Raw genomic sequence first — 23953 nt, 5'->3', positions numbered from 1 at the left:
TCTCTTGATGAAGGGGATGCGTTTTTTCTTAGGGATTCACCATAAATCGACAGAATTCAGCATCTTGGTATGGTAATGTTTTGCTAATGCTTGTCTCACATCAGATTTGCTGCCCGTCATTTTACGTGTATATGTTGGTGGTGAACGCATGGATTTCCAGCTGGACATAAGAACAATGCTGATCACGCTTATCCTCGGAAATATGTTCATGGTGCTGCTTATATTCGCATACCGTTTCCGCTCTCCCTATGATCAGGCGAATTCATCTTTTGCGGTTTCCAAATGGCTGCAGGCGGCAGGCTGGCTGCTGGTGCTGATTCGGGACAATCTTCCGGGTCCGCATCTGATTCTGCTGAGCAATGCGCTGATCCTTGGAGGCGTAGGGCTGGAAATCATCGCCCTGCTGATGATGGCGGGAGAGTTCAGGGCGGGAGCCCGGCGATACTATGTGATTATCACGACACTAAGCGTGCTGAGCTTCGGACTGATTTATTTTTTCCATAATTCGGACAACCTTCGGATTGCATCCGCTTCCCTGGCGGCAGTGCTGTTCGTCGGATTCCCCGCTTACCGCTTTACAACGTCCAAAGAAGGATCGCCGCTTCAGACCGTTATGGGACTGGTGTACTCGGTGCTAGCCTCCATCCTGCTGGCCAGGGCGTTTTCCGCGCTTTTCTCGGAACGGGATATGAATATTTTCTCGCCGGGGCTGGCTCAGCATCTCTACTATATCGGCATGTTTTTGATCATGATTCTGGGAACTGTCGGCTTTGTTCTATTGTCAAGGGAGCGGTCTTACGACGAGCTTAAAAGGATGGCGAATGTCGATGAGCTGACCGGAATTTTGAACCGCAGAGCATTTATTGTTCAGGCGCAGCTTGCCGCTGCTGCCGCGGCGGAGCGGAGAGAGCCGATATCTTTTCTGCTGATCGACATCGATCATTTCAAACGGGTCAATGACAACTACGGACATGTCGCTGGGGACAGCGCCCTCCGGAATTTTGCCGCGACTGTGGAGTTTCTATTGGGCCCCAGAGATTTGTTCGGCAGGTACGGGGGCGAAGAGTTCGCTATTCTGCTGCCGGGCGCGGGCGAGGAGGAGAGCGACAGGAAAGCGGAGCAGCTTAGACAAGCCGTCATGAATTCGCGGATTGAAGGCCATAATCTCCAATATACGATCAGTATAGGCGTGATTACCGTGATCCCGGACAACAAGCCGCAGCTGGACCTGCTCTACAAGCTTAGCGATGCCGCGCTCTACAAAGCGAAGGATGAAGGAAGAAACCGTGTGGTACGCAGCCGCCCGCCGGAAGGGCTGGTGCGGAGGTGACTTTGCTGTACACTATCATTTTGCCCCCGTTTTGCCGACAGGCAGGCAACTGGAGATGCGCGGCGTCCATTCGGCGAAATCCGGGCCAGTCGGGAATTTGCCGTGCTGCGGCAGTTTTTGGTCTCGCGAATCGGCGGATATTAGATGGCCTTTTAAGGTTGCCAAAACGAAGGACCCTCATTTTCCTGTTTAAGGAACTCGGGGGTCCTTTTATAATGTCAAAAAAAGTGAAATTAGACAAAAATGCATCCGTTTTGTTAAGACTTGTTGAAAATTGTTTGATGGTTTTCTGAAAATATCCATGGTTTTATTTCCTTTTCAATCCAGAATGCTATAGTGGTTTAGGGCAAATAGTACTAATCGTTTGCCGTGCTGCCTAATTCTTTCAAATTATACGTACAAAAGGAGATGCACGAAAATGAGTAGAGTTGACGGTAAAGTGGCGCTTGTAACCGGAGGAGGACAAGGGATCGGCCGGGCGATTGCACTTCGACTTAGTCAAGACGGATTTGCTGTTGCTGTAGTGGACCTGAATGAGGACAATGCGAACAAAGTCGCCGGGGAAATCGAAGCGGCTGGCGGCCGCTCCATCGCCCTCAAAGCTGATGTTTCTAACCGTGATGAGGTGTTTGCCGCGGTAGAAGAAACGGCCTCGAAGCTGGGAGGCTTCGATGTGATTGTCAATAATGCCGGTATTGCGCCTGTAAAAATGATTGAAGAAGTAACTCTCGATGACTTGGACAAAGTATTTCATATCAATGTCGCCAGCGTTGTCTGGGGAATCCAAGCCGCTACGGCCAAGCTTAAGGAACTGGGACACGGGGGTAAGATCGTCAACGCCTCTTCGCAGGCCGGCCATGTCGGCAATGCAAGTCTCAGCGTATACTCCGCTTCGAAATTCGCGGTCCGTTCCCTGACACAGACCGCCGCCCAGGAGCTGGCTAAATACGGCATCACCGTAAACGCTTATTGCCCCGGTATTGTGCAGACGCCAATGTGGGGTTCCATCGATAAACAAATCACCAACGCTAAAGGGGAAGAGCAAGGCGAAGCAACCAAGGAATTCGGCAGCAAAATCACGCTCGGACGTCTGTCGACGCCGGAGGATGTCGCCGCTTTTGTTTCCTTCCTTGCAGGTCCAGATTCCGATTATATGACCGGCCAATCGCCGCTGATTGACGGCGGGATGGTCTTCAAGTAATTTAAGAGAGAACTTTCAATCCGTAAGCATACTTCTCTACTGTCTATCATATCTTTTGATATAGACTGGACAAGGTGAGGTGGACGGATTGAGTAACGGAAGAATGACATTCCGGTTCGATGCCGGAAAGGACAAGCTGAAGGAGCTTCAGCCGGAATCCGTACCGGAACAGGCGAAGACCGAGCAGCAGGCCGAAATATACAGTCTGGACGAAGCCCGGCGTACGGCTGGGAGCAGCCGGCAGGGAATAGCCCAGGAACCCGTGCATCTGCGGGGCCATTTCCAGGACCGGGAATATCGGCTGGAGGAACTGGAACAGGCTTACTACGATAACAAGAAAACTTTTGGCGGCAGCCCCAATCGGAATGATCGGAACGTTCGGGATGATCGGGACGACGGCAATCTTGATGGACGGGGCAGTGACGGCTCTGTGGACAGTGAACTGCTGCGCGAATCGTTTCTCCGCTCCCGCAGGATCGGAGATTGGCGGGAAGGACAGACCGGAACCGATGGAAGCTATGCCGATTTTGATTACGGCTCTCCGGCGTATTCGGAAGAGGACGGTCCAGCGGCCAGAGGCCCTTTCCCGGAATTGGAGGAGGAGCCGCTCAACGACGGCGGGGGATACTACACAACCCGCCGTCCCTCCTCTTGGTGGAAGTTCCCGGCTTCGGTTGCGGGCGCCATCGGCATCGGCCTGATGCTTGGATATGCTGCGCTGACTTTTATCGGCGGGGTCAATAACGGCGATTCCGCGAATACGGCGTCGTCAAATTCAGCCGCGGGTCAACATACCTCGGGCAATGCGGCTAACGCCCCGGCGATTCCCGTACAGGTAGAGGCGCAGAGCTATTATCTGCTCCAGTACGGCGTATTCAGCACGCCGGAAGGAGCGGCGCAGGCGAAGCAGGAGCTGATGAACGCCGGGCTGGCCGCAGACATCGACCCGGAGGATGGCAACCGGGTATACGCCGGATTGTCATCCGACCGGGAACAGGCGAAGCTGCTCGGGGGCAAACTGGAGGCGCAGGGCATCGACCTGTACGTTAAGGAAGTCACGCTTCCGGGCGAAAGCAGGCTGGTATTTAACGGAGACGGGGAAACGGTCGCCCAGTATTTCCAAGCCAGCAGAGCGCTGCTCGGCGAGCTGAGCTCGCTGTCCGCGGCGCTGCTTGGCGGCGATCCCGCTGCGGACATGACAAAGGTGAGCGATCTCCATCTGCAGTGGTCTGAAGCGGCGAAGGCGCTTGAAGCGGGTCTAACACCCAATGAACGGGTCGTCGCGAAAGAGCTGGAGAAATCCGTCAGCCGGGGTGTATCGGCATTGAGTGAATATGGCAAGAGCAAGGCGGACGGCCTGCTCTGGGAAGTGCAATCCTCTATGCTCGAAATGCTGAGCGGCCAGAAAAGGCTGATGGCCGCAATGGAACAAGGATAGGCTGTGGCAGACTGGAACTAAGAATCCGCCGCGGAAGGGGCAACCTTTGCGCGGCGGATTTTGCGTTGTATTTCAACGTCTTTTCAACGTATAATATTGAAGATGTCACAAAGGTGAGGGAAGACCGTCGAATGAAGAAGAAAAATGTGGGTACGCTACTGTTGTTTCTTATTCTTGGCTGGCTGGCCGGCTCTTGGATCGCCAGGCTGCTGCAGCCGGTTAAGGCGCTGTCGTTCCTGACCAAGTCCACTTTGATCAAATGGTCGCCGCAAGCCGACCTGGATATCATCAGCTATGACATTACGATTCGGCTGAAGCTATGTCTGCTTAGTCTGGCCGGGATTATCATCGCCGTCTGGCTGTACCGCAGAAAATAGCTATTTAACGTATGGAAAGGGATAATGCGACGTGAACGACAACAGCATACCTTCGATCATTCTTGCTTCCGGTTCGCCTCGCCGCCGGGAGCTTTTATCGTTACTGGGGCTTCCCCTTGAAGTCATACCGAGTGAAGCGGACGAAAGCTTCCCGCCGGAATGGGCGCCTGAACGCATCGTCAGCGAGCTTGCCCTCCGCAAGGCGGAAGCGGTCCTTCCGCTTGCGGGAAAGCGGGACGCCGTCATCGTAGGGAGCGACACGATTGTCGTCCTGGACGGCCTGGTCCTCGGCAAGCCGGCGGATGAGGAAGAGAGCAGGGAGATGCTAACCGCCCTGCAGGGGCGAAGCCATAAGGTGTATACAGGCCTGGCCTGCATCAGGCTTGGGGACCGGGGAGTCAAGGCTAATCTCCGTTTAGAGGAGCTTGGGACACGCGGCGGCGAGACGATAAGGCTGGGCGATCTTGGACAATTCAGCATTCTCTCCGAATCGCCGGCAGGGACGCCTGCGGTGATGGCCGGCTACACGGAAAGCCAGGTTACATTTCGGCCGATGTCGGGGGAGGAAATCGGCGGCTATATCCGGACAGGCGAGCCTCTGGATAAGGCGGGCTCGTACGGGATACAGGGGATTGGTTCTGTTTTTATCGAGAAGATTGAAGGCGACTTTTACAGTGTAATGGGGCTTCCGCTGAATCTGCTGTACCAAATGCTGCTGCGATACAGCATCAGTCCTTTCAACATCGGCTGAGGCGGAAGGCGAAACAACTTACAGACGACAGGAACGCACTGAAGCATCGGAGTTTTGCAAAGCGGTCTTCGAAGAAGGCTTGTGCCATGGACTCTTTCATGCCGGAACAACGGCTTGGAAGAGTCTTTTTGCATCGCAAGGTTTCGCCATTTGGTAATCCTTACCCCTCCCGAATTATATTTGTATTGAGCAGGCTTTACCCGTATAATGATTTAGGGTGTAAGATATTGGCGATGCCTGGAATCATTTCAGGCTTGCCCGGTCTTGTCCGGTATAGGTAAGCAATATCTATCATACTTTATACAGCCACCTGTGCTAGAAGGCTGAAAGGAAGAGAACAGGGATGGAATCGTCGACATTTATGCTGCGAGACCTTCCCCATGAAGAACGACCTAGAGAGCGCATGATGCAATATGGGGCGGAATCACTCAGCCAGGCCGAGCTGCTGGCTATTCTGCTGCGGACGGGAACCCGCCGGGAATCGGCGATCCATGTGGCGCAGCGTATATTGGGACAGGTGGGCGGTCTTCGCCGTCTGGCCGACCTTAGCATTGAAGAATTGACGCAAATCAAGGGAATCGGTCCCGCCAAAGCTGTACAGCTGAAGGCCGGCATGGAGCTGGGACGCCGGATGGCGAACACGCGGCTGGATCAGCCGGTTACGATTCGCAGCCCGCATGATGCGGCGGACATATTGACCGAGCAGCTGCGTTATCTGCAGAAGGAGCATTTTGTCTGCCTGTTTTTGAATACAAAAAATCACGTGATTGCGCAGGAAACGCTGTCGATGGGCAGTCTTAACGCCTCCATTGTTCATCCCAGAGAGGTATTTCGGGCAGCCATCAAATGCAGCAGCGCTTCCATTATATGTGCGCATAACCACCCCAGCGGCGACCCGACACCGAGTCCGGAGGATATTGCCTTGACCCGGAGACTGCTTGAGGCGGGGGAAATTGTCGGGATTGACGTGCTGGACCATCTCATTATCGGCGATGACGGTTTTGTCAGTATGAAAGAACGAGGCCTAATGTAAAAATTAAACGATGCACATTGACAGGAAAGGGAGTTTACAGCATGATAGGTGGCTTTACTAAAGATTTGGGAATTGACTTGGGAACGGCAAATACACTGGTTTACGTCCGCGGAAAAGGCATTGTGGTCAGAGAGCCATCCGTTGTCGCAATCCGTACCGATACGAAAACGATTGAAGCCGTAGGGGAATCCGCCAAAAAAATGATCGGCCGCACACCGGGAAATATCCGCGCGATCCGGCCTATGAAGGACGGGGTTATCGCCGATTTCGATACAACCGCTACGATGATTAAATACTTTATCCGCCAGGCCCAGAAGCAGAGGTCCATGTTCCAGCGCCATCCGAACGTTATGGTATGCGTCCCTTCGGGGATTACTGCCGTGGAGCAGCGCGCCGTGGAAGATGCGACCAAGCAGGCGGGAGCGCGCGAAGCGTATATTATCGAGGAGCCGTTCGCGGCTGCGATCGGAGCCGACCTGCCGGTATGGGAACCGACAGGCAGCATGGTCGTCGATATCGGCGGAGGCACGACGGAGGTCGCCGTCATCTCGCTCGGCGGCATTGTGACCAGCCGGTCCGTGCGCGTGGCCGGAGACGAAATGGACGAGTCGATTATCCAGTACATCAAGCGCCAGTACAACCTCATGATCGGGGAACGCACCGCTGAACAGCTGAAAATGGATGTTGGCTCCGCACTGCCGCTTGAGAAGGCGGAGACGATGGAAATCCGCGGACGGGATCTCGTAACCGGACTGCCCAAGACGCTAACGATCACATCGGATGAGATTTCCGAAGCGCTGGCCGATACGGTCAATGCGATTACCGAAGCGGTGAAAGTAACGCTGGAGAAATGTCCGCCGGAGCTTGCCGCCGACATTATGGACCGCGGAATTGTTCTGACCGGCGGGGGCGCCCTGCTGCGCAATCTTGACAAGCTGCTGGCTCGTGAGACCGGCATGCCCGTTATCGTGGCCGAGAATCCGCTCGATTGCGTGGCGATCGGCACCGGCAAAGCGCTGGACAATATTCATCTGTTCAAGACCCGCGGCAACGGAGCTTTTCGCTCAAAACGGTAGGAAGTGTAGGGAGAGGGAAGGACGAAGGAAACCTCTTTAGCGGAGAGAAAACGGTTGTTAGAGGGTGTTGAAACTGTTTAAGCTGTTTGGCAATAAGCGACTATTTATTCTATTGATTACGCTGGTGCTTTTTATTGTGGTCATGGGCTTCTCTCTCGGAACAAGAAAGTCGCTATCGTGGCCCGAGAACTTCGTCAGGGATACTACCGGTTTTGTGCAGAATCTGTTTTATAAGCCCGCTGGATTCGTAGCGGGCTTGTTTGAAGATATCGGCAACTTGAAAGATCTGGCCGAGGAGAACGAGCGGCTGAAGATCATCGCCGCGCAGTATACCCGGGAGAAGGCCGAATACAACCAGATAAAGGCCGACAACGAACACTATAAACGGCTGTGGAATTTAACGCAGGCGCAGAGAACGAAATATAATTACGAGTATCATTACGCCCAGGTGATCAGCCTGACAACGGAGCCGAGCAACAATTCGCTCGTGATTGATTTGGGGGCGCGGGACGGCGTCAAACCGAATATGGCCGTTATTTCCGAAAAGGGCATGGTCGGCATCATCAGCCAGGTGAGCAACTTTACGTCCACGGTGAAGTTGCTGACGATGATGGACAGCAGCGATCCGAATTCACAGCCGCCGATCGCCGCCACGGCCATCGGCAAGATCGACCAGACGTTCGGCATGATTGAGCGTTACAACCAGCAGACCGGCAGGCTCATTATGACTCGGATTGACGAGAAGGACCCGATCGCCGAGGGGGACACCGTTATTTCGTCTGGACTGGGCGGTCTCTACCCGCGGGGGCTAACGATCGGTACCGTCGAGAGCGTCGATGACGGGGAGTTCGGACTGACCAAAACCGCGGTCATCAAGCCGGCGGCCGAATATGAGGACTGGAAGCAGCTGCTTGTCGTCTTTACTCCGGAGGGGCCGCAGTGAGAGCGCGCAGGTCGGTTCTCATTTTGCTGTTGTTTCTGTTGTTCATTCTTCAGGGCACCGTACTGCCCTGGATTATACCTGACTCGTGGGAAATGCGGATTGTCCCGGATCTTGTCCTTATCGTTATTTTATTTGCTACGGTGTATCATCACAGGCATGCGGCGCTTTTGCTGGGCTTAATCTTCGGCATGCTGCATGATATCGTTTTTTACGGCAGGATCATCGGAGCCCATTCCTTCGCTATGGGGGTGTCGGCTTATTTGATCGGCCTGATCTTCCAGGCGCCCCGGGCGCCGCTGCCGCTGATGATGACGATTCTGCTGCTGGGGAGCTGGCTTGAAGACAGCATTCTGTTTGGTATTTACAGCATCTTCAAGCTGAATCGCGAGCCGTACAACTGGGCGCTGATGAACTATATGCTGCCCACCATGCTTGTTCATTTTGCCCTCGGACTTTTGCTGTACATTCCCGTCCGCCGTCAGCTCGAGAAGCTGAAGAATGAGACGCGCAAAGAAGAGAATGCGTAAGACCGGCGTAATTTCTCTTGGATAAAAGCAGGAACTTGAAGGGCGCGGCACGAATGAATGAGAATGGGGGGAGGGTCAAATGACAGTAAAATCCAAGCATGTGCGGATCAAAGGCATCAAGGACGGCCTGGTCTTCCTGTTAGACGACAAATGTCCCTTTGAAGAGCTGCTGGGCGAGCTTCGGTATAAGCTGGAGCACAGCCATCAAAATATTTTGACCGGACCCATTGTTCATGTAGATGTCAAGATGGGCAAACGCTCGGTGACGGATGAAGAAAAGGAATCGGTGCTCGAGATTTTGCGGGGGCAGGGCAACTTGCTGATCCGGTCGGTCGAGGTGCTGGAAGCCGTGAAATCCGGAAACGGAAGCTCGCTGCATGTGATGAGCGGAATTCTTCGTTCCGGGCAGGTGCTGAACCATAAGGGGGATCTGCTCTTTCTCGGGGATGTGAATCCTGGCGGCGCGATTACCTGCACCGGCGATATTTTTATTCTCGGGGCGCTGAGAGGCATGGCTCACGCGGGAGTGGAGGGCAACGAAGGGGCCGTTATCGCGGCCTCTGTAATGGCTCCGACCCAGCTGCGGATAGCCGAGATCATCAGCCGTCCCCCGGATGAATGGGAGACCCGCGAGAGCAGCATGGAGTTCGCTTTTTTATCGGAAGGCGTAATGCAGATTGACAAAATACACAACATCGTCAAACTGCGTCGGGATTTAAATGTGTTTAAAGGGGTGTAGCCTCATGGGAGAAGCGATCGTTGTTACCTCCGGCAAGGGCGGCGTGGGCAAGACGACCACCACGGCTAACATTGGAACCGCGCTGGCGCTGCAGGGGAAAAAAGTATGTCTCATCGACACCGACATCGGGCTGCGGAATCTCGATGTCGTCATGGGACTTGAAAATCGGATCATTTATGATTTGGTGGATGTCGCCGAAGGCCGCTGCCGGCTTGGACAGGCCCTCGTCAAGGACAAGCGGTTTGACGAGCTGTATATGCTGCCCGCGGCGCAGACTAAGGACAAAACCTCAGTCACCCCGGAGCAGGTCAGAGACATCGTCCTGGAACTGAAGAAAGAGTATGAGTATATTCTGATCGATTGTCCCGCCGGAATCGAGCACGGCTTCCGCAACGCGATCGCCGGCGCCGACAAGGCGATTGTTGTAACGACGCCGGAGCATGCGGCCGTCCGCGACGCCGACCGTGTGATCGGGCTGCTGGAGCAGTCCGAAGTGCAGTCGCCAAAGCTGGTTGTCAACCGCATCCGGCCTGGACTTATTAAATCCGGCGACATGCTGGACGTCGAGGATATTTTGCAGGTGCTCAACATCGACCTGCTTGGGATCGTGCCGGACGACGAACTCGTGATCAAGGCGGCTAACCTGGGCGAGCCGACGGTAATGAATCCGGATTCCGGGGCTGCCATTGCCTACCGCAACATTGCCCGCCGCATCCTGGGCGACGCGGTACCGCTCATGCAGCTGGACCGCAAGCCGGGTACATTCAAGAAACTCAAGAAATTCTTCGGTCTGGGCTAAAGAGGCCCGGGCCGAAAGGTTTCCCGTAACAAATAAGTCTCGTATACCGCTTCTTCAGTGGTTATACGGGACTTTTCCTTATTCTTCGCCTGCTCCTCCAATCCCCTAAACAGCTTGTTCTAAAAACCCTCCACTCTCTCATAGGATGGTATAAAACAAGCCCTCCGGAGGGATGGATATGGGTTATAAACCAAACGCAGGGAACCACCGCAAAGAGCATATCCGCAATTGGTCCAGCAGCAAGCAGGACTCCCCCAAACAGACGCTGTTTGGATTGTCCGAGGACACCGGCGCGGACGACTGGCGCGGCTTCAGGGACGGGAATACTGGCGAGCCCGATCCCGAAAAGCTTTGGAAAGAGCGGCGTAAGGAATGGAACGATGAAGGAAGGCGGGAGAAACCGCGCTTTTTGTCCGGATTGGTCCGCCGATTGGTGATCAGCTGCCTGTTATTCGGGGCGGTGTGGGGGATATTCGGGGTGCAGCAGCCCTGGGCCTACCGGGCGCAAAATTTCATAACGGACGCCCTGAGCAAGGACATGGACTTTGCTTCGGTCCGGGTGTGGTACGACCGCTATTTTGACGGAGCGCCGGCGTTTATCCCGATATTTGGCGAGGGGGAGGAGGCGGCGCGGAAAGCTTCCGCCCGACACAAGCTTGCTCCGCCGGTGGCGGGGAGCATTGTCAAGCCGTTTGCTTCGAGCCTTAAAGGCATTGAAATCATCCCGTCGCCCGATTCATCCGGAAGCGTGACCGTAAAGAGCGTGGACATGGGCAGGGTGCTGTCCGTTTCGCGAGAGACGGCTGGAGGCATTCGGGTAACGGTCCAGCACAGCGGAGGAATTGTCGCCGAATACGGACATTTAAGCGGAACGAAGAGGAAAGCCGACGACTGGCTGCAAAGCGGCGATACCGTGGGCTGGATGGAGGAATCCGGCGCCTCATCGACCCACCTGCTTTATTTTTCGCTCATGCAGGACAAAACGTATATCGATCCGGCGGAAGAGATCGCCTTTGATTAGAATTCGGGGCATTTCCTTTTCCCTCCATCCGCTGCTCGTGATCATCATGCTGATTTCCGTGCTCACCGGGCAGTTTCTCGAACTGCTTACGCTTTTTGCCATCGTGCTCATTCATGAATTGGGCCATGTCTGGGCGGCGCTTCTTGCCGGGGCCTCGGTTAAATCGGTGCAGCTGCTCCCGTTCGGAGGGGTGGCGGTTATCGAGGACAATGGGAGGCTGACCGCCTACCGTGAAATCGGAATTGCGCTTGCGGGTCCGCTGCAGAACGTCCTCATGATGCTGTTTGCGGCGGCTTTGAGAGAAATGGGCTGGGGCGGCGACGCGTTTATGACCTATCTCATTCATGCCAATCTCATCATCGCCCTGTTCAATTTACTGCCGATACTGCCGCTGGACGGGGGGAAAATCATACAGGCTGCGATCAGCCTGCAGGTGCCATATTACTCGACCCTGCTGTGGTGCGGAAGAATCAGCATATTCGCCAGCGCCTTGACCGCCGTGTACGCCCTGCTGCCGCTTCAGTACGGGGGCGGAGTTAGGCTTAACCTGCTGATGATCGCCGCTTTTTTGCTGTATTCCAATATAACGGACCACCGGAACCTCCCTTACCGTTTCGTCGCTTTTCTCATGAACCGGGAAGCCTTATATGAACAACATATGGACAAGGGCACTCTGGCCCGCCCGATAGTTGCGCCTCTAGCGAAACCTTTGGATGATATTTTGCGTCTATTTAAAAGGCACCAGTATCATCTGATCTATGTGCTTGACGACAAGGGAGGCGTAATGGCCGTCGTACCGGAACAGCGTCTGCTCTCTACCTATTTTGGAATGTAATGCAATTTTAGAATGGATAGGCTCCGTGCTTATCCATAGTTTTTTATTTTTACGAGAGTTCGGATGCCGCCCTATAAAGGTCAAGGAAGCCGTTCTTCTTAGGTAAGCCAGAGGTGAAGCCATGAAACAGATGATTGTTCACTGCTCACAGCATATGACCCGGATGGCCCTTCTGGAGGAGGGACGACTGGTGGAGTATGCGGCGGAGCGCGCGGAACAGCAGGGACTTGTCGGCAGCTACTACAAAGGCCGGGTAATGAATGTCCTCCCGGGGATGCAGGCTGCTTTTGTCGATATCGGACAGAAAAAAAACGCCTTTCTATACGTGGATGATGTGCTGCATCCGCATCTGGAGAAACAGCCCAGAGTAAAGCCTTCCATTGATACGCTTCTTCAGCCCGGGCAGGAAATCGTCGTCCAGGTCAGAAAAGGGCCCAGGGGCAACAAGGGACCCCGCGTCACAACGCACTACACGCTTCCCGGAAGATGGATGGTGTACATGCCCTTTGCGGAATACGTCGGCGTTTCCAAAAAAATCGCGCGCGAATCCGAGCGCAACCGGCTCAAGGCGCTGGGCGAACGTTTGCGGATGGATGAAGAGGGCCTGATTATGCGCACCGTATCGGAGGACGAGCCTCCCGAAGCGGTGGAAGGTGACCTTGCCGTTCTGCGGGCGCAGTGGAAGGGAATTATGAAGCGTGCGCTGGAAGCCGAGGCCCCGGCCCTTCTGCACCGTGATCTCAGCATCGTTCAGCGGTTCATCCGCGATGCGTTCGATCCTCAGCGGGACGAGCTGCTGATTGACTCGCAGCAGGCGGCTAGGGAAGCGGAAGCCTACTTGAGCGAAATGGCGCCAGAGGGGCACAAGCCGGTGGAACCGTACACCGGAACCGGGTCGATCTTTGCCGCTTACGGAGTGGAAGAGCAGTTGGAGCGCGGCTTCAGCCGCAAAATCACGCTGGACGGAGGAGCGACGCTGATCTGGGACGAGGCGGAGGCGCTGACCGTAATCGATGTCAATACCGCCCAATATACGGGCGGGGCGTCGCTGGAAGAGACGGTTACGCGAACTAATCTTCTTGCCGCGGAGGAAATCGGGAGGTTGATCCGGCTTCGGGATACCGGCGGGATTATCGTCATCGACTTCATCGACATGGAGCTGGAGGAGCATCGCAAAATGGTCGTCGCCCGGCTGCAGAGCGTCGTGAGCCGGGACCGGACGAAGACCTGCATTTTGGGCTGGACCCGGCTTGGGCTTCTGGAGATGACGCGAAAGAAAGTGCGGCATGACGCGCTGGAGCTCTCCCCCCGCCCTTGCGAATGCTGCGGGGGCACCGGAAAAGCTCCGGTGCAGCAAGCGGGACAGGAATAGCATTTGGATAGATAGTTGACTATTTCATGTCTTCATGCTATTATCTATAAGTATGTGTCCGGTCTATTCTTTGCCTGCACATGCTGTAACCGCTCCGATCGGGTACTTAAGCGCGATTCCGAAAGGAAGGACCACCTGGACCAGGCGAGTCTGAGACATGAGGAGGTGCAAAACCAATGTATGCAATTATCGAAACTGGCGGCAAGCAATACAAAGTCCAAGAGGGCGACGTATTGTTCATCGAGAAGCTGAACGCGGAAGACGGGGCAAGCGTAACGTTTGACCGTGTCCTGGCTGTATCGAACGAAAGCGGTCTGACAGCGGGAACTCCGCTCGTAAGCGGCGCTTCCGTAACGGCGAAGGTCGAGAAGCATGGTAAAGGTCAGAAGGTTGTCGTTTACAAATACAAACCGAAGAAGAACTACCATAAGAAGCAAGGCCATCGTCAGCCTTACACGAAAGTAACGATCGAGAAGATTCAAGCGTAAGAAGGTGCGTTAATGATTAACGTGCGGATTACGAGGTCTTCCTCTCAAGGCCCGATCCTCGGTTTTGCCGTAAATGGCCATGCCGGGTTTGACAGAAAAGGCAGAGATATCGTGTGTGCAGGTGTTTCGACTGTAACGGTCGGTACCGTCAATGCGATTGAAGCCTTAACGGGAGTCGTGCTGGATTCGTCCATGAAGGACGGGTTTCTCAGCGGGACCCTGCTGCCGATCGAAGACCCCGAAACGGCTGCCAAGGTGCAGCTGCTTCTGGAATCCATGGTCGTTATGCTCAATACGATTGCAGAGTCGTACGGTAAGTATATTCAGATACAGGAAGTCATTATTTGAAGAAGGAGGTAGACAGCATGTTGAAATTGGATCTTCAATTGTTCGCATCGAAAAAAGGTGTAGGTTCCACAAAGAACGGACGCGATAGCCGCGCGAAACGTCTTGGCGTGAAACGCGCCGATGGCCAAGCCGTAACTGGCGGAAGCATCCTGGTGCGTCAGCGCGGAACGAAAATCCATCCGGGAACAAACGTTGGCATCGGCAAAGACGATACTTTGTTTGCCAAAGTGGACGGCGTTGTGAAGTTCGAGCGCCTGGGCCGCGATCGCAAGAAAGTGAGCGTCTACCCGGTAGACGTCGCTCCGGTAGCGGCGGCTCTGGAAGCGTAAGCTTACGGACTATAACTGCTAGTAAAGCCTCCGGCATGATCGCCGGGGGCTTTTTTTCAAAATATAAGGCTTTATAAGCATCGCACCTAACGATTGGTCTTAAAGCAGGGAAGTTCTTGCAGCCTCTTGGTTAATTTGCTGGAATTCCTATGGTATACTGGGGAAACATGAAAGGATCTGGTTGCGGTAGAACGCTAACAATTCGCAAACGCAAGGGACGGGGAAGACAGTATGAAATCCTGGAAAAGCGTAATAGGAGCGGCGGTGTTGTCGGTAGCGTTTCCTTTGGGGCTCGCCAGCATTTGGCCGGCGCTTTGGTCAAGTCTTGTGCTTGGCTTGTGGGCCGTTGCGGCCGCTTTAATCAGTGTGGCGACGGTCCGCCGTCATTACGAACGGGAGATTTGGAAGCAGGAACGGATTCTGCAGCAGACAGCAATCCGCATGCTTACCCACCACCGTCATGACTGGATGAATGATCTTCAGGTGCTGTACGGTTATATCCAGCTTGGCAAGCCTGATAAATCGGTGCAGTGTGTGGAAAGAATAAAGGAACGCATCGCGCTGGACAGCAGGATCGCCAAGCTCGGTATTCCTTCGCTGGTCTTCTATCTTCAATCCTTCCGGACCGTGGGCGGCAGCCTGCAGCTGGATATCGAGGTGGAAGAAGGGCTGCATCTGGAGGACCTGCTGACCCCCGAAGCCGGAGATGAGCTGACCTCGGTCATTATGCAGATGGTTAGAGCCTGCCAGTTCGGCGGAATGGTCGCGCAAGGCGATACCCGTATGCTGCGGCTTTCGTTCAAGCAGGATGAAGGAGATATTGTCATCGTATTCGGCAGCGACGGTCTGCGCGGAAGAGCGGAGGCGTTCCAGCAGCAGATCTTGAATATCGTCCAGGGCAAAATTGTAAAAGCGGAGCGGCTGGCGTCCCATAAGGCGGACTTTCAGCTGCGCCTGCCGATGGGAATGTGAAGGAAGGTGAGACATCCATGTTTGTAGATAAAGCGAAAATATTTGTAAAAGCCGGCGACGGCGGCGACGGTCTGGTGGCATTCCGCCGCGAGAAATATGTGCCGGAGGGCGGTCCGGCGGGCGGTGATGGCGGCAAAGGCGGCGACGTTATTTTCCGTGTGGACGAAGGCCTGCGGACGTTGATGGATTTCCGTTATCAGCGGCATTTCAAGGCCCAGCGCGGTGAAAAAGGGCGCAACAAGAGCCAGCACGGCGCGGGAGCCGACGATATGATTGTCCGTATTCCGCCGGGAACGGTGCTGATCGACGACGATACGGGCGAAGTGATTGCCGATATGACGCGTCACGGGCAGGAAGTCATCGTAGCTAAGGGCGGTCGGGGCGGCCGGGGCAATATCCGGTTCGCGACGCCGAATAATCCCGCTCCAGAGCTTGCGGAGAACGGGGAGGAAGGTCAGGAGCGCTACGTTGTGCTTGAGCTAAAGGTTATGGCTGACGTAGGTCTTGTCGGCTTCCCTAGTGTGGGCAAATCGACTTTGCTGTCCGTGGTTTCGGCGGCCAAGCCCAAGATCGGCGCCTATCATTTTACGACCATAACACCCAATTTGGGCGTGGTCGACGTTGGAGACGGCCGCAGCTTTGTCATGGCGGATCTTCCCGGGCTGATTGAAGGCGCTCATCAGGGCGTCGGTCTCGGGCATGAATTTTTGCGCCATATCGAACGCACGCGAATCATCATCCACGTCGTCGACATGGCCGGTTCCGAAGGCCGCGACCCGTTTGAGGATTGGGTGAAGATCAACGATGAGCTGAAGCAGTACAATGTGGGCCTATCCGAGCGTCCGCAGATCGTGGCGGCCAATAAAATGGATATGGAAGAGGCGAAGGAGAACTTGGCTTCTTTCCGCGAGCGCGCCGGCAGTGTCCGGCCGGATCTGGAAATTCTGCCGATCTCCTCGCTGACTCGCCAAGGAGTGCAGGAGCTGCTCTACCGTGCCGCAGATCTGCTTGACTCCATCCCGCAGGCTCCGGCCGTAGAGGAAGTCGTGGAGAGTGCCGAGCGCAAGGTGTACAAGCTGAATGCAGCGGAGGACGATTCGTTTACCATCACCCGCGATAACGAAACCTTTGTCGTCAGCAGTCCGAAGATCGAGCGGATGCTCAAGCGGATGCAGATGAATTCGCATGACGCGATCCTGAAGCTGGCGCGGACGCTCCGGCATATGGGCGTCGACGAGGAGCTGCGCAGACGCGGTGCGGTGGAAGGTACCATCGTCCGGATCGCCGATTTTGAATTCGAGTTCGTCGAAAGCAGCAGCTACTATTAATTCAATAATGATGGCTTGGAATCAGGCGCCAGCATTGTTTTTCCGAAAGGGAAGACCGTGCGGGCGCTTTTTTGCTATTTAAAGTGTGTAGTGTAGAAGTTGGAGTGTCCCGAAGGCGCGCCCGGAATCGGAATCCGATTTTGGAGTAACAACGGTTTTGTGAAAAGTATTGCAATTCTTTCAGAATAACCTTATAATGTCCACTATGTAAAAACAGAAGTCTTTGAGGAGAGGACGTTTGTGAAAGAACGTTATTATTTGGTTCGTGAAGATATTTTGCCCGAAGCGGTGCTGAAGACGATGCAGGTCAAGCAGCTGCTTGAAGCCGGGGATGCCAAGACGGTTCATGAGGGTGTGGAGCAGGTGGGTCTTAGCCGAAGCGCTTTTTACAAATACAAGGACGGCATCCATCTGATCCATCAGCTGGAAAGGGAGCGCATCGTAACGATTTCGATGGATCTCGAACACGAGTCCGGTATGCTGTCCAAGGTACTCGGAGCCGTGGCAGGGCATGGAGCCAATGTGCTGACCATTCATCAGAGCATTCCGCTGCAAGGGTGGGCCAACGTTGTCCTTTCCATTGAGATTACCCATTTGAACGATGAGCTTGGAGACATGCTGGACAGTCTGAAGGGAATGCCCGGCGTTAAACGCGCTTTAATTGTAGGGCAAGGTTAGAAGGGAACTATACGTTAAGGGGGATTCTGATTCAAATGAAACCGGTGAAAGTAGGGTTGCTCGGGCTGGGAACAGTCGGTACGGGCGTAGTGCGCATCGTGCAGGGGAACCAGGAGGATTTGAGCAGCCAGGTCGGTTCGCCGATTTATATTGAACGCATTGCCGTTAAATCCGCAGATAAACCGCGCTCGATCGAGATCGATCCGGCGAAGCTGACAACCGATCCGTGGGAGGTCATCCGCGATCCGGAAATTGATGTTATTGTCGAGGTTATGGGCGGAGTCGAGAAGACCCGGGAATATCTGCTCGAGGCGCTCGAGCGGGGCAAGCATATCGTTACGGCCAACAAGGATCTTATGGCGCTCCACGGTACCGAAATATTGGCCAAAGCGCAGGAGAAACAGTGCGATGTCTTTTACGAAGCCAGCGTGGCGGGGGGCATTCCGATTATCCGGACATTGATCGAAGGTTTTTCATCCGACCGGATTGTCAAGATCATGGGCATCGTCAACGGAACGACCAATTACATACTCACCAAAATGAGCCAGGAAGGCGCCTCTTATGATGATGTCCTGAAAGAAGCGCAGCAGCTCGGCTATGCCGAATCCGATCCGACCTCAGATGTGGAGGGACTGGACGCCGCCCGCAAAATGTCGATTCTCGGCACGCTCGGCTTCCGCACTAACGTTGAGCTGCAGGATGTGAGCGTAAGCGGGATTTCCGGCGTTAGTAAGGAGGATATCCAGTTTGCCAAACGTCTCGGCTATGAAATGAAGCTCCTGGGCATTGCCGAGAGCCAGAATGATGAATTCAGCATCAGCGTTCAGCCGACCATGATCCGGGCGAGCCATCCGATCGCTTCCGTCAATGGCGTGTTCAACGCGGTTTATGTTTATGGCGAAGCGGTTGGTGAGACGATGTTCTACGGAGCGGGAGCCGGTGAAATGCCAACGGCAACCTCCGTTGTGGCCGACCTTGTGGCGGTCATCAAGAATCTGAAGCTGGGCGTCAACGGCCTGAAGCAGATTGTTCCCTACAAGCAGAAGAAGCTGAAGAGCGACGAAGATATTTACTACAAAAACTTCCTGCTGCTCCATGTGGACGACAAGGCGGGAGTGCTGGCTAAAATCACTCAGGTGTTCGCCGAATGCGACGTTAGCCTTGATTCCGTAGTACAGCAGGCCAATCCGAATAATCCGAATGCCGAAATCATTATCGTTACGCATGATGCCAGCAAAGCAAGCATGAACAAGGTTCTCCGCCGTTTCGACGAACTTGAGGTCATTCGCCGCGTTAAGAGCCATTACCGTGTCGAGGGCTAAGAGCACACCGCCCGGAAGGGAATTTATTTTTAAAGGAGAACAAGGCTTGTGAGATATTTCATATTGAAGGATAATATAAAGAAGTGTTCCATGATTCTTAAATGTGGTCTTACGGCAGCTGAAGGGGCGGTGCGGGCATGAGTAACGGCCGGAAGGTAAGGGTAAAAGTTCCTGCCAGCACCGCCAATCTGGGGCCGGGATTCGATACGCTCGGAATGGCGCTGTCGCTGTATGCCTGGATCGAGATGGGAGAAGCGGAGCAGACCGGGTTTCACCTTTACGGCGATGAGATGAAGGATGTGCCCCGGGATAAAAGCAACCTGATATACAAAGTCGCGCAAATGGTATTCGACGAAGCGGGCGTATCCGTTCCCGAACTGGAAATATCGATGTACTCCGAGATCCCGCTGACCCGCGGTCTCGGCAGCAGCGCCTCCGCAATCATCGGCGGTATGGTCGCGGCCAATGCGCTGATCGGGTCGCCTTTGAGCAATGAGCGGATCTTCGATATGGCCACGGCGCTGGAGAAGCATCCCGACAACGTCGGCGCTTCCTTGTTCGGCGGGATTATTTGCGCCGCCTGGGACGGCAGCCATGCCGATGTCATCCGCATCGAACCGCCTGAAGATCTGGAAGCCCTCGTCGTCATCCCCGAGTTTGAGCTGGCGACGTCCAAGGCGCGGGAAGTGCTTCCTTCCAGCCTGACCGTAGCCGATGCCGTATACAACATCAGCCGCTCTTCGCTTCTGACCGGTGCGCTCGCCAGCGGACGCCTTGATCTGATCGGCGCGGCGATGCGGGACCGCCTGCACCAGCCGTACCGGTCCGCTCTTGTTCCCGGGATGGAGGCCGTTCTGGCCGAAGCGACGCAGCACGGCGCCCTCGGCATCGCTTTAAGCGGCGCCGGTCCGACGCTGATTGCGTTTGTGGACCGGAGCGAGTCACGCAAGGGCGAGTTGGAAGCCTTTCTGACGGAGACGATGCGGAATCACGGCATTGAGGCGCAGACCAAATGGCTGCAGCCCTGCCGGACAGGGGCTCTTGCAGAGTCCGTGAACGAAAACGGGATGCAAAATCAATCATTTTTGGATATGATAAAAGGAGAAGTACGGTCATGAAATCAATAGCGGTGCTGCCGCAGGGGACGACATCTCATGAAGCTTTGCTGTATCTGATGAAAGGGGAACCCTGCCGGCCGGTGTTCTATAAGCTGATCTCCGACGTGTTTCTGGCTACGGCCAGAGGAGAGACCGATTACAGCGTCATTCCGGTCGAGAACACGATTGAAGGCTCGGTCAGCCTGCATATGGATTGGCTTATTCATGAAGTGGATTTGCCGATGCAGGCCGAATGGATTTATCCTTCCGTGCAGAACCTGATCGCGAATCCCGGCGAGTTTGCAGACGGCAAGGGCGGTGTCAATTACTCGAGCATCGTGAAAATCCTTTCCCATCCGGTTGCCATGGCCCAATGCAATCATTTTATCCGCAGTCATGCCCCGTCTGCCGAGCTGGAGACCGTGGGAAGCACTTCGGAAGCTGTGGAAATTGTCAAGAACAATCCCGGCAAAGGTTGGGCGGCAATTGGCATTGAGCTCGGTGCGAAGACTTTTGGACTCGAGATTATTGCCAGCAAGATTACGGATCACCAGAATAATTTCACACGTTTTGTGCTGGCGGGACCCGGCAAGCTGGATATTCCGCGCGTAAGCACTGGCAGCAAGACGAGCGTGCTGGTTACGCTGCCTGAGGATTTTCCGGGCGCGCTCCATCAGGTGCTCTCGGCTTTTGCCTGGCGCAAGCTGAATTTGTCGCGGATTGAATCGCGGCCGACGAAGAAGAAGCTGGGTACCTACTATTTTTATATTGATGTGCTCGAACCGTTGGAATCGGTCCTTCTGCCTGCCGCTATTGAGGAAATCAAAGCTTTGGGCTGCCAGGTCCGTATCTTAGGCTCGTATCCCACATACACCTATGAGGAAGAGAAAGCGGAGGTGCAGTAAGTTCATGTCTGAGCAGTTGATTTATCTTGATGGACAATATGTAACAAAGGATAAAGCCTTGGTATCCGTATTTGACCACGGCTTTCTGTACGGTGATGGTATTTTTGAAGGCATCCGTATCTATAACGGCAATATTTTTAAATGCAAGGAACACCTGGACAGGCTGTACGATTCGGCCAAATCCATCATGCTCGACATTCCGCTGACATATGATGAAATGCTTGAAGCGATGGCGGAGACGATCCGCCGCAACGATATGCGTAACGGCTACATTCGTCTGATTGTTTCCCGCGGTGCGGGGAATCTCGGACTGGATCCTCGTCGCTGCCCCAAAGCCAGCGTCATTATTATTGTGGAGCAGCTCGCGATCTACCCGGAAGAGGCTTATCTGAACGGTCTTCGCGCCGTTTCCGTTTCCCAGCGCCGAAATATTCCGGATGCGCTTAATCCGAAGATCAAATCGCTGAATTATCTGAACAACATTCTAGTCAAAATTCAGTCCAACCTTGCGGAAGCCGACGAAGCGATCATGCTGAACGCCCAGGGATATGTGACCGAAGGCTCGGGCGACAATATTTTCATCATTAAGAATGGCATTGTCTACACGCCGCCTTGCTACCTTGGCGCGCTCGAAGGCATTACGCGTCTTGCCATTATTGAACTGTGCGAGAAGCTCGGCATCGTGCTTAAGGAGCAGCCTTTTACGATGCACGATATTTATATTGCGGATGAGGTATTCTTTACCGGTACGGCGGCGGAGGTTATTGCGGCCCGCGAAATCGACGGACGGATTATCGGCGAAGGCCATGCCGGCCCGATCACGCTCAAACTTCTGGAGGAGTTCCGGAACATTGTGGACAAAGACGGCTACAAGGTGTGGCAGTCCTAAGTTTTTTTGAATAGCAACGACCAATCCTTTGATGCGCATGCAGTCATGCCGCGTCAAAGGATTTTTTTTGCTTCCGGGATGTCAATCGCCCATGGGCTGCATAAGATGTAGTAACGAAGGAGGCGGCTCTACCGCAAAATCATTGCGCCAGCAGAAACGTTTTTCCGTTCGCTTAAGGGCGGCATCGTTTCTCGAGGAATATAAGACCCTGGTTAAGCGCGAAGCTTATGCATTCTTATATTTCTAAAAAGCATTGCTCCACAAAACGTTAGGAGGTTATTTTTGCGTGAAAATACACATTGTCAAGCAAGGCGATACGCTCTATGAATTATCGAAAAAGTATGGGGTGCCGCTCGATAAAGTCATTGAGGCCAATCCGCAAATCGCAAATCCCGATGTTCTGGCTATCGGCGACAAGGTGAAAATCCCTTCGGTTCCTGTTCCCGTGCCGGACGGCGGTGAGCTGTTCCACAAGCATAAGGTCATGCAGGGCGATACCCTCTGGAAGCTGTCGAAGGCTTGGGGGATCCAGCTCAAGGATATCATCCAGGCCAACCCCCAGCTTAAGAATCCCGATGTGCTTAAAGTAGGGGATATCGTCAACATTCCGAAAAAAGGGGCGGCTCCGGTGGTACAACAGCAATCGCATGAATCGACGGTCATTTCTGACAAAACCACCCCCGGCGGAAAAGCCTTTACCGGTCCCATTGAAAAAGAGAAAGAGACAGCTCCTATCGCTCCCGTTGCCCCGGTCGCCCCGGTTGCCCCGGTCGCCCCGGTCGCTCCGGTTAACCCGGTTGCCCCTGTACCTATAGAGATGCCCCCAGCGCCTGTGGCACCGGTAAACGAGATGATTAAGACCGAATCGCAAAGCCTGTTTGTGCAAATTTCGGTTCCTGCTAAAGAAGCCGTCTCTATGCCGCCGATACCCGAGCATCCCAAAGATTATTGCGCCTGCGAGCCCGTTACTCCCTGCGATAAATCTTATGGTTACCCGGGGATAACGGAAAATCCATACTATCACGACTGCCCGCCGGCATACCCGATGTATGAGGCGGCCCAGCCGATGAACTATGCACCTTACGAGGTTCAACCGGCCGTGTATATGCCAATGCCTGAAATGCAGGCCCCTCATTGCTATCCGGCTCCGGCATATCCTGTCGCCCCTATCGCGGCGCCATGCTATCCGGGAGTTATGCCGGAGTACTCCGCTGAGATGCCCGCAGCGGGTTTCAAACCTTATGCCGAACAACCGGCCAATATTTCTCCGCAGTTCGGGGTTCAGCCGGCTACTCTCCCCTGGCCTTCCTGCGGCTGCGAGGGTCCATCCGGAATGCAGCCGTATATGAGCGGCTATGAGGCTCCGATGTATGGCGCTATGCCGGTTTATTCAAGCGAAGCCCAAGGCTACCCCTATGGAATGGGGCTTCCCCAACCTTATTCGGCGCCTACCTATCCGCCCGTATCTTATGGCTCTCCCGTTATGGCAGGCATCCCGCCGGTTCCGGAATATCCTGGCAAAGACGACTGGGCTTACTTGAGCCGAATCCCGGAAGGAGCGGAGACGGATGGCGCAGCAGGAGAAGTGCCGTTGCAAGAAGCCCAGATTTCGGCTAACGTGATGGCGGCTGTCCAGAATACCGCTCAAATCGAGGCCAAAGCGGATTCCGCAAATCAAACAGCCAAAGTCAAAACATCGAGCCGCCGCGGCAAGGATGCCAAACCGGGCGCTTCCACAAAGCAGAATTCGAGCAAAAGCAGAGGAACAACGAAAAAACGCCGGAATCCCTGGATTTCCGATTAAGGCGACAGTATCATAGAATATTCGCGTGCAGCTTCGTATCCTTGGATGCGGTCTGCACGCTTTTCATGCGCCGTTTTCATTAAGTATTTGGGACTTTTGGAGAAGAAGGATAAGAAAATGGGATCACTTTAAAATGGTAGATTTTATGGGTTGTTACGTATGCCGTGACATGTTATATTATAAATCCAGTCGCTGATGCAGCTGCTAAACTACAAATTTTTTAATAGCGAATGAGAGTCTTTTATAGAGACAATGATGTTATTAAAAAACTTGTTGCAATCGGTCGAATAAAGTGATATGATAAAGATCCGGTTGAGAATTGCTCATCCGCACTGAAGATTTAAAACATTG

The 23953-nt window shown here is 54.2% G+C and carries 25 protein-coding genes; all 25 read left to right on the top strand.

What is annotated here, in order from left to right:
* Positions 1-148: 148 nt before the first annotated feature.
* Positions 149-1330: a GGDEF domain-containing protein gene (locus G5B47_RS14160; protein WP_165099188.1), complete on the top strand. Its 1182-nt coding sequence runs from the start codon at positions 149-151 to the stop codon at positions 1328-1330.
* A 418-nt stretch (positions 1331-1748) separates the two neighbouring features.
* Positions 1749-2531: a (S)-acetoin forming diacetyl reductase gene (locus G5B47_RS14155; RefSeq protein ID WP_165099185.1), complete on the top strand. Its 783-nt coding sequence runs from the start codon at positions 1749-1751 to the stop codon at positions 2529-2531.
* Positions 2532-2619: 88 nt separating this feature from the next.
* The gene (locus G5B47_RS14150; RefSeq protein ID WP_165099182.1) at positions 2620-3969 is read left to right on the top strand and encodes an SPOR domain-containing protein; all 1350 of its coding nucleotides are present in this window, start codon (positions 2620-2622) and stop codon (positions 3967-3969) included.
* Between the two features lie 131 nt (positions 3970-4100).
* A complete protein-coding gene (locus tag G5B47_RS14145) occupies positions 4101-4346 on the top strand; it encodes a DUF4321 domain-containing protein (protein ID WP_025336041.1) in 246 nt (81 codons plus the stop codon).
* A 31-nt stretch (positions 4347-4377) separates the two neighbouring features.
* Positions 4378-5097: a Maf family protein gene (locus G5B47_RS14140; protein ID WP_165099179.1), complete on the top strand. Its 720-nt coding sequence runs from the start codon at positions 4378-4380 to the stop codon at positions 5095-5097.
* 343 nt (positions 5098-5440) lie between these two features.
* Entirely contained in the window at positions 5441-6130 is a 690-nt protein-coding gene (gene radC / locus G5B47_RS14135; RefSeq protein ID WP_025336039.1) for a RadC family protein, read from the top strand.
* A 41-nt stretch (positions 6131-6171) separates the two neighbouring features.
* Positions 6172-7206, top strand: a complete 1035-nt coding sequence (locus G5B47_RS14130) for a rod shape-determining protein (protein ID WP_165099176.1) — start codon at positions 6172-6174, stop codon at positions 7204-7206.
* Positions 7207-7270: 64 nt separating this feature from the next.
* Positions 7271-8149, top strand: a complete 879-nt coding sequence (gene mreC / locus G5B47_RS14125; protein WP_165099173.1) for a rod shape-determining protein MreC — start codon at positions 7271-7273, stop codon at positions 8147-8149.
* Entirely contained in the window at positions 8146-8676 is a 531-nt protein-coding gene (gene mreD, locus G5B47_RS14120) for a rod shape-determining protein MreD (protein ID WP_165099170.1), read from the top strand. The genes mreC and mreD overlap by 4 nt, the downstream gene beginning before the upstream one ends.
* Positions 8677-8755: 79 nt before the next feature.
* Positions 8756-9415, top strand: a complete 660-nt coding sequence (locus tag G5B47_RS14115) for a septum site-determining protein MinC (protein WP_165099168.1) — start codon at positions 8756-8758, stop codon at positions 9413-9415.
* A gap of 4 nt (positions 9416-9419) precedes the next feature.
* On the top strand, positions 9420-10214 hold the full coding sequence (gene minD, locus G5B47_RS14110; protein WP_165099166.1) for a septum site-determining protein MinD: 795 nt from the start codon (positions 9420-9422) through the stop codon (positions 10212-10214).
* Positions 10215-10392: 178 nt separating this feature from the next.
* Positions 10393-11235: a peptidoglycan DD-metalloendopeptidase family protein gene (locus tag G5B47_RS14105; protein ID WP_165099164.1), complete on the top strand. Its 843-nt coding sequence runs from the start codon at positions 10393-10395 to the stop codon at positions 11233-11235.
* Positions 11228-12070 carry a M50 family metallopeptidase gene (locus G5B47_RS14100; RefSeq protein ID WP_165099162.1) on the top strand — a complete coding sequence of 281 codons (843 nt, stop codon included), beginning with the start codon at positions 11228-11230 and terminating at the stop codon, positions 12068-12070. Before G5B47_RS14105 ends, G5B47_RS14100 begins: the two co-directional genes overlap by 8 nt.
* A gap of 121 nt (positions 12071-12191) precedes the next feature.
* Positions 12192-13442 (top strand): Rne/Rng family ribonuclease, encoded by a 1251-nt coding sequence (locus tag G5B47_RS14095; protein ID WP_165099160.1) that lies wholly within the window; start codon positions 12192-12194, stop codon positions 13440-13442.
* 176 nt (positions 13443-13618) lie between these two features.
* Positions 13619-13930 (top strand): 50S ribosomal protein L21, encoded by a 312-nt coding sequence (gene rplU / locus G5B47_RS14090; protein WP_025336030.1) that lies wholly within the window; start codon positions 13619-13621, stop codon positions 13928-13930.
* A gap of 12 nt (positions 13931-13942) precedes the next feature.
* Positions 13943-14278, top strand: coding sequence for a ribosomal-processing cysteine protease Prp (locus G5B47_RS14085; protein ID WP_165099158.1), 336 nt, complete (start codon positions 13943-13945; stop codon positions 14276-14278).
* 17 nt (positions 14279-14295) lie between these two features.
* Positions 14296-14607, top strand: a complete 312-nt coding sequence (gene rpmA / locus G5B47_RS14080; protein ID WP_025336028.1) for a 50S ribosomal protein L27 — start codon at positions 14296-14298, stop codon at positions 14605-14607.
* A 231-nt stretch (positions 14608-14838) separates the two neighbouring features.
* Positions 14839-15579 carry a Spo0B domain-containing protein gene (locus G5B47_RS14075; protein WP_165099156.1) on the top strand — a complete coding sequence of 247 codons (741 nt, stop codon included), beginning with the start codon at positions 14839-14841 and terminating at the stop codon, positions 15577-15579.
* A gap of 17 nt (positions 15580-15596) precedes the next feature.
* Entirely contained in the window at positions 15597-16907 is a 1311-nt protein-coding gene (gene obgE, locus G5B47_RS14070; RefSeq protein WP_165099154.1) for a GTPase ObgE, read from the top strand.
* 240 nt (positions 16908-17147) lie between these two features.
* Positions 17148-17585, top strand: coding sequence for an ACT domain-containing protein (locus G5B47_RS14065; RefSeq protein ID WP_025336025.1), 438 nt, complete (start codon positions 17148-17150; stop codon positions 17583-17585).
* Between the two features lie 35 nt (positions 17586-17620).
* Positions 17621-18907: a homoserine dehydrogenase gene (locus G5B47_RS14060; RefSeq protein ID WP_165099152.1), complete on the top strand. Its 1287-nt coding sequence runs from the start codon at positions 17621-17623 to the stop codon at positions 18905-18907.
* Between the two features lie 137 nt (positions 18908-19044).
* Entirely contained in the window at positions 19045-20025 is a 981-nt protein-coding gene (gene thrB / locus G5B47_RS14055; RefSeq protein ID WP_165099150.1) for a homoserine kinase, read from the top strand.
* Positions 20022-20909 carry a prephenate dehydratase gene (gene pheA / locus G5B47_RS14050; RefSeq protein ID WP_165099148.1) on the top strand — a complete coding sequence of 296 codons (888 nt, stop codon included), beginning with the start codon at positions 20022-20024 and terminating at the stop codon, positions 20907-20909. The genes thrB and pheA overlap by 4 nt, the downstream gene beginning before the upstream one ends.
* 4 nt (positions 20910-20913) lie before the next feature.
* Positions 20914-21798 (top strand): branched-chain-amino-acid transaminase, encoded by an 885-nt coding sequence (ilvE, locus tag G5B47_RS14045; RefSeq protein WP_165099146.1) that lies wholly within the window; start codon positions 20914-20916, stop codon positions 21796-21798.
* Positions 21799-22084: 286 nt separating this feature from the next.
* Positions 22085-23602 carry a LysM peptidoglycan-binding domain-containing protein gene (locus G5B47_RS14040; protein ID WP_165099144.1) on the top strand — a complete coding sequence of 506 codons (1518 nt, stop codon included), beginning with the start codon at positions 22085-22087 and terminating at the stop codon, positions 23600-23602.
* Positions 23603-23953 lie beyond the last annotated feature (351 nt).

It is taken from the genome of Paenibacillus apii, from assembly GCF_011043685.1.
Classification (GTDB): Bacteria; Bacillota; Bacilli; order Paenibacillales; family Paenibacillaceae; genus Paenibacillus_AQ; species Paenibacillus_AQ sabinae.
The sequence above is the reverse complement of the archived record's forward strand: the minus strand, read 5'-3'. Positions and strand labels throughout refer to the sequence as shown.

Bases quoted from the DNA above. Each gene is read 5' to 3' on its own strand.
- thrB (WP_165099150.1), top strand. From the start codon at position 19,045: ATGAGTAACGGCCGGAAGGTAAGGGTAAAAGTTCCTGCCAGCACCGCC.
- ilvE (WP_165099146.1), top strand. From the start codon at position 20,914: ATGTCTGAGCAGTTGATTTATCTTGATGGACAATATGTAACAAAGGAT.
- G5B47_RS14130 (WP_165099176.1), top strand. From the start codon at position 6,172: ATGATAGGTGGCTTTACTAAAGATTTGGGAATTGACTTGGGAACGGCA.
- radC (WP_025336039.1), top strand. From the start codon at position 5,441: ATGGAATCGTCGACATTTATGCTGCGAGACCTTCCCCATGAAGAACGA.
- G5B47_RS14085 (WP_165099158.1), top strand. From the start codon at position 13,943: ATGATTAACGTGCGGATTACGAGGTCTTCCTCTCAAGGCCCGATCCTC.
- G5B47_RS14095 (WP_165099160.1), top strand. From the start codon at position 12,192: ATGAAACAGATGATTGTTCACTGCTCACAGCATATGACCCGGATGGCC.
- G5B47_RS14075 (WP_165099156.1), top strand. From the start codon at position 14,839: ATGAAATCCTGGAAAAGCGTAATAGGAGCGGCGGTGTTGTCGGTAGCG.
- rplU (WP_025336030.1), top strand. From the start codon at position 13,619: ATGTATGCAATTATCGAAACTGGCGGCAAGCAATACAAAGTCCAAGAG.
- G5B47_RS14160 (WP_165099188.1), top strand. From the start codon at position 149: ATGGATTTCCAGCTGGACATAAGAACAATGCTGATCACGCTTATCCTC.
- G5B47_RS14115 (WP_165099168.1), top strand. From the start codon at position 8,756: ATGACAGTAAAATCCAAGCATGTGCGGATCAAAGGCATCAAGGACGGC.
- rpmA (WP_025336028.1), top strand. From the start codon at position 14,296: ATGTTGAAATTGGATCTTCAATTGTTCGCATCGAAAAAAGGTGTAGGT.
- G5B47_RS14145 (WP_025336041.1), top strand. From the start codon at position 4,101: ATGAAGAAGAAAAATGTGGGTACGCTACTGTTGTTTCTTATTCTTGGC.
- G5B47_RS14060 (WP_165099152.1), top strand. From the start codon at position 17,621: ATGAAACCGGTGAAAGTAGGGTTGCTCGGGCTGGGAACAGTCGGTACG.
- pheA (WP_165099148.1), top strand. From the start codon at position 20,022: ATGAAATCAATAGCGGTGCTGCCGCAGGGGACGACATCTCATGAAGCT.
- obgE (WP_165099154.1), top strand. From the start codon at position 15,597: ATGTTTGTAGATAAAGCGAAAATATTTGTAAAAGCCGGCGACGGCGGC.
- G5B47_RS14105 (WP_165099164.1), top strand. From the start codon at position 10,393: ATGGGTTATAAACCAAACGCAGGGAACCACCGCAAAGAGCATATCCGC.
- minD (WP_165099166.1), top strand. From the start codon at position 9,420: ATGGGAGAAGCGATCGTTGTTACCTCCGGCAAGGGCGGCGTGGGCAAG.
- G5B47_RS14155 (WP_165099185.1), top strand. From the start codon at position 1,749: ATGAGTAGAGTTGACGGTAAAGTGGCGCTTGTAACCGGAGGAGGACAA.